Annotated in this window: 6 protein-coding genes and 2 pseudogenes; 6 read left to right on the plus strand and 2 right to left on the minus strand. The window is 33.8% G+C overall.

What is annotated here, in order from left to right; all coding sequences use genetic code 11:
* Positions 1-297: 297 nt before the first annotated feature.
* Both ACQKMD_RS20985 and ACQKMD_RS20990 read right to left on the minus strand, forming a co-directional pair.
* Positions 298-498, minus strand: a complete 201-nt coding sequence (locus tag ACQKMD_RS20985; protein ID WP_427754439.1) for a hypothetical protein — start codon at positions 496-498, stop codon at positions 298-300.
* On the minus strand, positions 499-1,686 hold the full coding sequence (locus ACQKMD_RS20990) for a DUF418 domain-containing protein (protein ID WP_427754440.1): 1,188 nt from the start codon (positions 1,684-1,686) through the stop codon (positions 499-501). It lies immediately after the preceding gene.
* A gap of 99 nt (positions 1,687-1,785) precedes the next feature.
* Between ACQKMD_RS20990 and ACQKMD_RS20995 the strand changes: the two genes are divergently transcribed.
* The 6 genes and pseudogenes from ACQKMD_RS20995 to ACQKMD_RS21020 all read left to right on the plus strand — a co-directional run.
* A complete protein-coding gene (locus tag ACQKMD_RS20995; protein ID WP_427754441.1) occupies positions 1,786-2,490 on the plus strand; it encodes a response regulator transcription factor in 705 nt (234 codons plus the stop codon).
* A gap of 3 nt (positions 2,491-2,493) precedes the next feature.
* Positions 2,494-4,164: a sensor histidine kinase gene (locus ACQKMD_RS21000; RefSeq protein WP_427754443.1), complete on the plus strand. Its 1,671-nt coding sequence runs from the start codon at positions 2,494-2,496 to the stop codon at positions 4,162-4,164.
* A 1,272-nt stretch (positions 4,165-5,436) separates the two neighbouring features.
* The gene (locus ACQKMD_RS21005) at positions 5,437-6,405 is read left to right on the plus strand and encodes a hypothetical protein (RefSeq protein WP_427754444.1); all 969 of its coding nucleotides are present in this window, start codon (positions 5,437-5,439) and stop codon (positions 6,403-6,405) included.
* Between the two features lie 725 nt (positions 6,406-7,130).
* Complete coding sequence (locus ACQKMD_RS21010; RefSeq protein ID WP_427754446.1) at positions 7,131-7,526, plus strand: hypothetical protein; 396 nt, start codon at positions 7,131-7,133, stop codon at positions 7,524-7,526.
* Between the two features lie 167 nt (positions 7,527-7,693).
* Positions 7,694-8,214, plus strand: a pseudogene (locus tag ACQKMD_RS21015) (IS3 family transposase); the annotation flags it as partial.
* 1 nt (position 8,215) lies between these two features.
* Positions 8,216-9,189 (plus strand): annotated as a pseudogene (locus tag ACQKMD_RS21020) (IS3 family transposase); the annotation flags it as partial.
* Positions 9,190-9,592 lie beyond the last annotated feature (403 nt).

Here is a 9,592-nt window from a genome sequence, read left to right on the forward strand (position 1 = left end):
TATTCGGTCGCACAGCAAACTAGGCTATCAAAGTCCGGTCGCTTATAAAAACTTAGCCCTTAAAAAAGTTGTTTGATTTAGTGTTGACATACCACATATCCAAATTATTTAGAAGTAGCGCTAAAGTTAAATTGATTCACGAAATTCATAACGAAGTAAAAGGGACATCACTAAAATGAAGATGTCCCTTTTATATTTACTGCAGTAATAGCTGCTTCTATAATAATTTTTTGGTTTTATAAAATATAAAGTAGGCTAAAAAACGATGGACTCTAAACATCTTTTACCTCCAACTTATTATTCTGATTCTCGTTCTTGACTTACTAATCTAATTACAGTATCTGCAAGTGATAAAACTGCTGTAACACGTAAAAGTAAAAAAAGATATTCTTTTTTCTCTGTCGTTGATTGAAATAGAGAAGGTAGTTGCTGTGTAATGTTATAGATTAACAAGAGTGCAAGAACTGTACATATACATGCCATTATAGCTCTTTTCATTTAACTTACGGCCTTTGATTTTATTTTTACACGACCATTCCAAGAAAAATTTGTCACGATGCGTAGCAATAATTCTAATGGACCGCGTTTGAATTTTTTCAAATACATTGTGCTCATAAAGCATTGAGTGGCAAAAATGAAGAAGCCAAGCAAAATACTGTTGAATGTACCAAAATTTCCGAAGAGACCTAGTCCGTAGCCATAGAAAATAGTCGTACAAATAACAGATTGCATTATATAGTTTGTAAGAGATAACTTCCCAACGCTCTCAAATGCTCGGAAAGGTAGAGCTTGTGAGTGGCTAGAAAATAGATAAGCAAAAGCAGCCATATAGCCTAACGCCAGAATTGGCCCACCTCCCATTACACCGATGGAAGCCCAATCACTTTTCTCTGCTAAATGCCCTACTATCTTTAAAATAAGGCCAAGTGGTATGAAAATCAACATGTATTTAAAGTATGATTTTCGTTCTTCCTTAGGTTTTGCGAATATGTTTAATTTCGCCGCAGCCATACCAAATAAAAATAATGGAGCCATTATAAATGGAAGTAAAAGAATTATGAAAAATGAAGATAATGGATCTTCATCATACATTGCTGTCATAGGATCTACCCCGTTATTACGATGATCTTTGATTTCTAAATAATTACCATTTTTATAAATGGGAGTAGTTTTTTCCACATAGCTTGCAGTTATATTTTTTTCCTTTTCAGCTTCTTCATATTTTCCGTATCCTGTTGCCGAAATTAATACTAGTAATACAATACCCCAAATAATTAGTGTTTTTGGTTTACGATTGATGAAGAAGAATAAAAAGAAACCAATACCCCCGTAAAAAGTGAGGATATCACCTTCCCAAATAAATGTACTGTGTAATAAACCTAAAGTTATAAGCATTAAAAAACGTCTTACTAAAAACCAACGAGACTTTCTACCTTTATCTCTTAAAGATTCGACTAATTTAATTAGTGAATAGCCAAACAAAAAAGTGAAGATAGGCATAAATGTACCTTCTACAAAGACTTGGATAAATTTATAAGAGCCGAAATTGAAATCGGATAAGTTATAAAATGATATTTGATCTTTCCCAAACATGCCATATTGAAAAATAAGCAAATTGGCAAGTAAAATACCAAATAAACTAAATCCTCTTAAGCTATCAACTAATTGGACGCGCTGTCGTTCCAAAAAAATTCCTCCTTAAATACTCTCTATTTGTTAGTATAAATAGAGAATCTTATGTTGAACTGAAAACAATCTTAAAATCACCTTAAATAGGAGAGTGCAATGAGAATGGATGCTAAAATATTAGTCGTAGATGATGAACAAGCCATAGCAGATATGGTAGACATAATTTTACGAAAGGAAGGTTTCTCACATGTAGACATTTGTGGAAGTGTAGAGGAAGCCACTAAAAAAGTTGAAAATGAAAAATACGATTTTTTCATTTTAGATATTATGCTACCAGATGGTACAGGGTTAGAGCTTGCGAAGAAGATTCGTAAAGAAAATAGCGCTCCTATCTTCTTTTTAACAGCGAAAGTATCAGATGCTGATATTTTAAGGGGCTTTATGTCTGGTGCAGATGATTATATTACAAAACCATTTAACCCATTAGAATTAGCTGCTCGTGTGAAAGTTCATAGTAAGCGGTACAGTGTATTAAGAAACGTAACGAATTTAGAAGATACATATGATTATGGGCGTTTTCAGCTTAATATTTCAGCTGCAGAGCTAATAATAGATGGAGAGAAGACAGTTTTATCTGGTAAGCTCTTTCATTTATTACAACTATTTTGTCAGCACCCTGGACAAGTTCTATCAAAGGAACAAATTTACGAGCAAGTATGGGATGATAATCATTTTATTGATGACAATACTATCATGGTCCATATTCGAAAACTGCGTGAAAAAATTGAAGTTGATCCAGGTCGCCCAGCTTATTTAACAACAGTAAGAGGTGTTGGCTATAAATTAGTAAGGGGGGAGTAAGTTATGCGTTTATCGAGCAAGATGACTTTTCGATTTATAAGCTATTTTGCAGTATTTTATATAGTATTACTTTTATCAGTCATGTCTTTAATCTTTTATGCAATATATGAAAATGACAAGGCAACGAGTTATGTAAACTTAATGACTATGGATAAAATGGATATTGAAATGGATATTGAAGAGAAGAATGGACATTATAAATTATCTCAGAAGTTAATCAATTCTGCAGAAAAAAGTGGGGGAGTTATCCATTTACTTGATGAGAATGGACAATTGCTTGCCAGTTCAGAAAAACAAGCCGTATCCTACACCATGAAGGAATTGGTGGAAATTGAGAAGAAAGAGCAGGGACATATTTGGCGAATTAAAAATGATCAATATCTTGTGTTTATACAGAATAATAAAGCCGAAAATTTACTTGAGGTTATCGTAGCGAAAGGTATTAGACATATTTCTAGTACAACGAAGCAACATCTATCGAAATCGGATGCGATAGTAGAACAATATAGCGCAAATGGTCATCGAGAGAAGGTTCTATTTGGTAAAGAAACAAAAGAACTTGAGCCAATAAAGATTTTGATGGGGAGTGGGAATTTAACAGAGACGAAAGAGCTAGTAGCTTCAGAAGTATTATCGAATGGCTCATTGCTTGTCGTCCGTATGAAAAACCCATATTATAATCCAAGTGAACCTATTTTTATGAATCGTTTGAGAATGGGATTGATTGCGATTGCGATTTTCCACGTTTATTTGTTAATCCTTATCGTAATTTTTTCAGCTTTTATAGGCAATCGTTTTGGAAGGCCTGTTTTGCATTTTTTAAAGCGAATTGAGAAATTAGCAGGACAAGACTTTAGCTTTGTAAGCGATCATAAGCTAAGACGAAAAGGTAACGGGCGTTTTAAGAGAAAATATCGTATTTTTGATGAAGTGGATCAATCACTGACACAACTTTCTACTACTTTAGCGGATAATGAATGCAAAATCCAACAGAGTGAAAAGTTACGCGAAGAATGGATTACTGGACTTTCTCATGATTTGAAAACACCGCTTAGCTCTATCTTTGGTTATTCTAAAATGCTGTCATCAACAGATTATGAATGGTCACAAGAAGATGTGCGGAAATTTGCTAATACGATGCAGGAAAAAGCGAAATATATGGATGCATTAATTGAAGATTTGACGTATACGTATCAACTAAAAAACAATGCAATTGTGATTTCTAGAGAAGACGTGAATTTGAAAGCTTTTTTATATGAGTATGTAAAAAATACAACTTTTAAGAATGTGAAAATAGAGCAAATGAATTGTGAAATACATATATTAGCTGATTCTATTTTACTGAAACGCATCCTAGATAATATTGTAGGAAACGCGGAAAAACATACTTCTGAAGGAACGTCAATTTATTTGCAATTGAGTAATTTAAATAGTAAGGTCCAATTGCAAATTCGTGATGAAGGACAAGGCATTCCTAAAGAAGAACTCGATAATTTATTTAATCGCTATTACCGAGGAACAAATACAACTTCAGAAGCTTCAGGAACAGGGCTTGGACTTGCAATTACGAAGCAGCTTGTAGAAGCAATGGACGGAGAAATTACTGTACAATCCAATTCATTGGGAACGGTAGTGAAAGTTGTATTTTCTAGGTTAGAAAGTAAGGGAGTATAGTGAAGTGAAGTGGTGATTTTTCCATTTAAGTTTGGTTTCTAGTTAATCCATCACCAACTAACATTATAAAAAAACACTCACTCGCATGTCTTTATCTGTTCAGTAGAAGTAAATTAATTAAAGATGTCTCCGAAAATATAATTATGAGTCAGCTCAATATACTTGGAGTGATAATGTCATTTAATCTAGTTATGACACTATTATATTGAAAAGTGACCTTATTAATTCACCGACGTATAGTGTTAAAAAAGCAGATAAATGGATTAACCGCTTTAAAATTTGAATATGATGATAGCTTAGTTGCTTTGGGATTAAAACTTGATTATTTCTAGAAAATATTGCTGGTTAGGGAATAGAGTCGAGGTTTTTGGTACTAGTGCATTCGAGCCCGATGATGTTTTGAAGTTGTAAATCTCGATTACTCGATTGAAAGACTGTAAATAGTTGAGGGCACTGAAAAGTCCATAAAATGAATTTTAGGCATGGCGGAAACGATTAATCGTTTCTGCCATGGCTTTTTCTACGACGCCGTTAATTTCCGTTCCGGCGGACGCGCTACTCGAGCAGTCTTTAGCGCTACTCGAGCAGTCTTTAGCGCTACTCGAGCAGTCTTTAGCGCTACTCGAGCAGTCTTTAGCGCTACTCGAGCAGTCTTTGGCGCTACTCGAGCTCTCTTTGGCGCTACTCGGGCTATCTTTAGCGCTACTCGAGCTCTCTTTGGCGCTACTCGGGTAGTCTTTAGCGCTACTCGAGCCCTTTGGCGCTACTCGAGCTCTCTTTGGCGCTACTCGAGCAGTCTTTAGCGCTACTCGAGTAGTCTTTTAATCGACTTATCCAAAATCATCCGAACAAACTAATTGTTTCACTCAATCCGAGTATGTGCCCTTGTTTGACTATGAACCGTATTGACCTACCACATGATGGTATTACCCAGTAAAAGTCTGTATTAATAGAGTACATTTAACTAGCTAATAGGCTAGTCTTTTTTTATGCAGAAGTTTAGTAACGTAAATTGAATTTGTAGGATAAGGACAAGCACTCGTACATAAACTATAGTATATTACAAAAGCTCGTACTCATTTTAGGTTTGTTAAAGTGGTATTTTACCTGTTCTTCTTACAATATAAATTTTATATAACCAATAAAACATATGTTAGATATTACAGGCGTATATGGCTTAGGTAAAATCGAATATAGCCAAAAATATGTAAGTAATTCAATATTTTATTAAAGAGGGAGGTTGTATCTATCCAAAGCAAGAATGAAAATAAGTTGAAAATTGAGTTCACAACTAGTGGAAAGAAAAACAGAAGGTCCGTGAAATTTTACATAACCGGCGCAGTTCTAGCTGGTATATTGCTATTCGGTTCAGCATCCATTTCGCCAACGATAAACAATGCTTTTGCTAAAACACCTTTCTTAAATTTAATATTTGAACCAACATTTTTAAATAATGATATCGTTAAAATGATTACAGAAAGATTAATAGATAAAAAATATCCATTTGAAAATATTTCGATAGCTGCACCTAAGAAAAAAATCTTTATTAATATAGCTGAATCTGAACAATATCCGTTAGATGTGGAAAAGGCAATAAAAAAAGAAGTTAGTTCACTTCTAAGGTCATTTGATCTAACGGATTATCAATTCGAAGTTGTTCAAGATCTTCAAAAAGTATCTGTGAATTCGATGATTTATAAAGAAAATAACTTGATTGCAAAACAACTTGAAAATAATGTAAAGAATGACTCGAGATTACAAGATTATAAGCTAATTTCTGTGTTCGTTAATAATAATAATGTTCAGAATATGATTATATTAGTTGCGTCAGATAAGGAAACAAGAACCGGTGTAATGGAACAAATAGTGAAAAGCATTGTAAAGGAAAATAATTTTGAGCCTTACGTGATTAAAACGTATGTAATAGATGCATCTGAAGAAGAGACAGCTCTAAAATGGCAAGCTATTTTAAATAAAATAAACACGGAATTTACTGGGAAAGAAGAATTGAAAATGAAAGATATACGATACTCTTTATTTGAACCACCATCATCTTTTTTGATAAATACGTCTATTAATTCTACAGATGCAACTGCAAAAGAAGATGCTCTAAAAATTAAGAAGTCTATCCGGTTGTTTATAACAACTCATGGAGAAGCTAGTGCTACAGATCAAGAAGCATTCAACATTATTATTTATGGCAGTGATAATAAGGAAATAAATCTATCCACTCAAAATTAAAATACCAGTCATTCGTATTATTTACGCTCACGTAAATAATACGAATGACTGGCGTCAATTTAATGCTTTCTATATAAATATATATAGGCTTGGAGGGTCACTTGGGATAAAAGTCAGTATAACTGACTAATTGGTAAATGTGAATATTTTGAATAATTAATTGTAGAAATTATTTACATTTGCTTCTTGTAGATGTTTTAAATCCATTTTTCAACAAATGAATCTGTTGCTTATACTGAAAACAGGTGACTTTTGTTTTCTCGTAATGATGCTACTGTAAAATAGTTAGATTTTTTACAAGCTGAAATAAGCATTTGCTCTACTCGATTTTCAAATGCCAAATTTTTATGTAACTCAAGCCAACGATACCAGTAGAGGTAACTATCCAAATAATACGTACCAAGGAAAAACTAAATGAAATGCCATTTAGTTCAGCAATGTGTTGTTCCTGTAAAAATACAGCTACAAGATTATCACTCTATAAAGGTCAATTTAATGGGGGGTATTGGTTCTGCGGTTCTTGTGATTTGGATTCCAAAGGGGCGAATCAAGGTTATTTAACGGGTATAAGTACATATGATTAATTTGTTAATGGGAAAAACAATCGATTAAGCCTAGCATGAGTGTACATAAGTATTATCGTATTACTCTCCGTCTAAGCGCATATATTAGAAAGGATGTTGAAATACGAATTTTAAACATGTGAAAAAAAAGGAGGAATAGATTTGAAAAAGATGGGTCTATTATTTTTAAGTATTAGTTTTATCTTTTTATTAGCAGCGTGTTTGGTAAATAATACTCGATACGAAGCAAAGGCTAGTGATTTTGAAACTCCAGGCTTTGAAAATAAGAATAATCATGGGATTTTAGTTTATGGCGATGATCTAATGATTATTAAACATGAACCTAAAGGAAAAACAAATTCCATTCTGGGACAGTTTGATATAATTAGATATAAGAATGTAAAAATTAAAACAAAAAAAGATACGTATCATATTACTGCCGACGATGGTATATCATTAAAGTTTAAAAAAATTGGGAACCGCACTATAGTTGATGAACATGGGGTGGAATATTACTGGGGGGCTGCAGCTGGGGGGGAGTGGAATAAAGAGAGTTAAATAAACAATCTTTTTTATAAAAAACAGTCTTTACAAATAAAAGAAAGCTATTGTTTTAACAATCTTTATTTAATGCACTGACCTAGAAATATGAGACAAATAAAAACACCTTTCGTTGAAAAAATGGGTATCCTACCTTTAAAAACCAACGTGGAGGTGTTTTTTCTATGGGGACAAGAGTCAGTTATCCAGTAGAAACGAAAATGAAGGCAATTGAGATGAGATTAGCTGGGATTCCTGTAAAACAAGTATTAGAAGAGTTGAATATTCGTAATCACAGTCAATTAAAAACATGGTTGAAATGGTATCGAAATGGCGAATTACATCGGCTTGAACAGCCAGTTGGTAAACAATATACCTTTGGTAAAGGACCTGAATATGAAAGTGAAACCGCAAAGTTACAAGCTGAAAATCGTTATTTGAAGCAACAGATTGAAGTATTAAAAAAGTACGCAGAGTTGGAGAGGAAGTGGTCTCAAGAGTCGTAGTTCAATTAGTGGAGGAGTTAAAAGGAAGCATGTCAATTGGTGAAATCTGTCTTCATTTAGGAGTTGCCCGCTCGTCTTACTATCGTTGGAAAGCAAAAGTTCATACGCAAACACCAAAGGAACTTCGAGACCAACAAATTGGTAAGTTGTGCAAGCTACACAAATTTAGATACGGTTATCGAAAAATCACAAAATCATTAACAGGTATTAGCTGAAGGTTCAGTCGAAGCTTTACAAGCTGAATTAGAACATTTACGTATGGAGAATGCGTATTTAAAAAAGTTGAATGCCTTAGTTCAAAACAAGGAAAAATCACCAAACAAGACAAAGCATAAGTAGTTTATGAATTAAGGCATAGATTTCCGGTCAAAGCGTTAGTGGAGCTAGCAGGTATCCCACGTAGTACATACTATGATTTAGTGAAGAAGATGAATCGACCTGACCCAGATGCCGAATTAAAATTAGAAATTCAATCCATTTATGATGAACACGAGGGGCGTTATGGTTATCGTCGTATTGGTGATGAATTAGCAAATCGTGGGAAGAAAGTAAATCATAAAAAAGTACAACGAATCATGAAAACATTAGGATTAAAATGCCTAGTCCGCATGAAAAAATATCGCTCGTATAAAGGAACGGTTGGCAAAATTGCGCCAAATATTTTAGACCGTCAATTTACAGCTGAAAAACCGAACGAGAAATGGGTAACGGATATTACAGAGTTCAAATTATTCGGCGAGAAGCTCTATTTATCTCCAGTATTAGATCTATTTAACGGTGAAATCATTACGTATACAATTGGCTCTAGACCAACCTATTCTCTTGTTTCTGAGATGTTAGAGAAGGCTTTTGAACGACTATCCAAGGAAGATTCGCTCTTGATGCATTCGGATCAAGGTTGGCACTACCAGATGAAACAGTATAGTCATGCATTAAAAGAACATGGCATTACACAAAGCATGTCTCGTAAAAGCAACTGTTACGACAACTCCGTCATGGAAAATTTCTTTGGAATCATGAAATCTGAATTCCTCTACTTAAAAGAATTTGAGAGTGTAGAACATTTTAAGATAGAATTAGAAAAATATATCGATTATTATAATCACAAACGAATTAAGGCGAAACTAAAAGGCCTGAGCCCGGTACAATACCGAGTTCAGACCTTGGCTGCCTAATGAAATAGCCGTGTCTAACTTTAGGGGTCACTTCATTCCTCACTCTTTTTTTGATTTAAGAAGGATAATTTCAATAATGATAGTAGTATTTTCCATATGAAACATTTTTTGTGATATTTTTAAAATTTAGAAGGTTTAAGTAGTAGAAATATAGAATTAGTACAAAGTCACTAGTGTTGCATAAATAAAGACAGAAAATTCCGTCTGTTAATACTTAGGGTTTAGAGCCAAAAAAGGAAACATTTCAATAAAGGTGGCCCATTCATTTGGTTTTTATTTACAATTATACGTGTGCGATAACGACAGTATGCGTTTTATGGAACGGCTTTGCCTTCGATTTTTCGAAGCCAGATGTAGGCTGGTTTCCATAAAGAAGCCCTTAAATATCGGCTGATTTGCAGGA

This window comes from Viridibacillus sp. NPDC096237, from assembly GCF_050278625.1.
Lineage (GTDB): Bacteria > Bacillota > Bacilli > Bacillales_A > Planococcaceae > Viridibacillus.

What these genes read in the sequence shown, in the direction of transcription:
- ACQKMD_RS20985 (WP_427754439.1), bottom strand. Translation starts at nt 498, where the DNA reads ATGAAAAGAGCTATAATGGCATGTATATGTACAGTTCTTGCACTCTTG.
- ACQKMD_RS20995 (WP_427754441.1), top strand. Translation starts at nt 1,786, where the DNA reads ATGAGAATGGATGCTAAAATATTAGTCGTAGATGATGAACAAGCCATA.
- ACQKMD_RS21000 (WP_427754443.1), top strand. Translation starts at nt 2,494, where the DNA reads ATGCGTTTATCGAGCAAGATGACTTTTCGATTTATAAGCTATTTTGCA.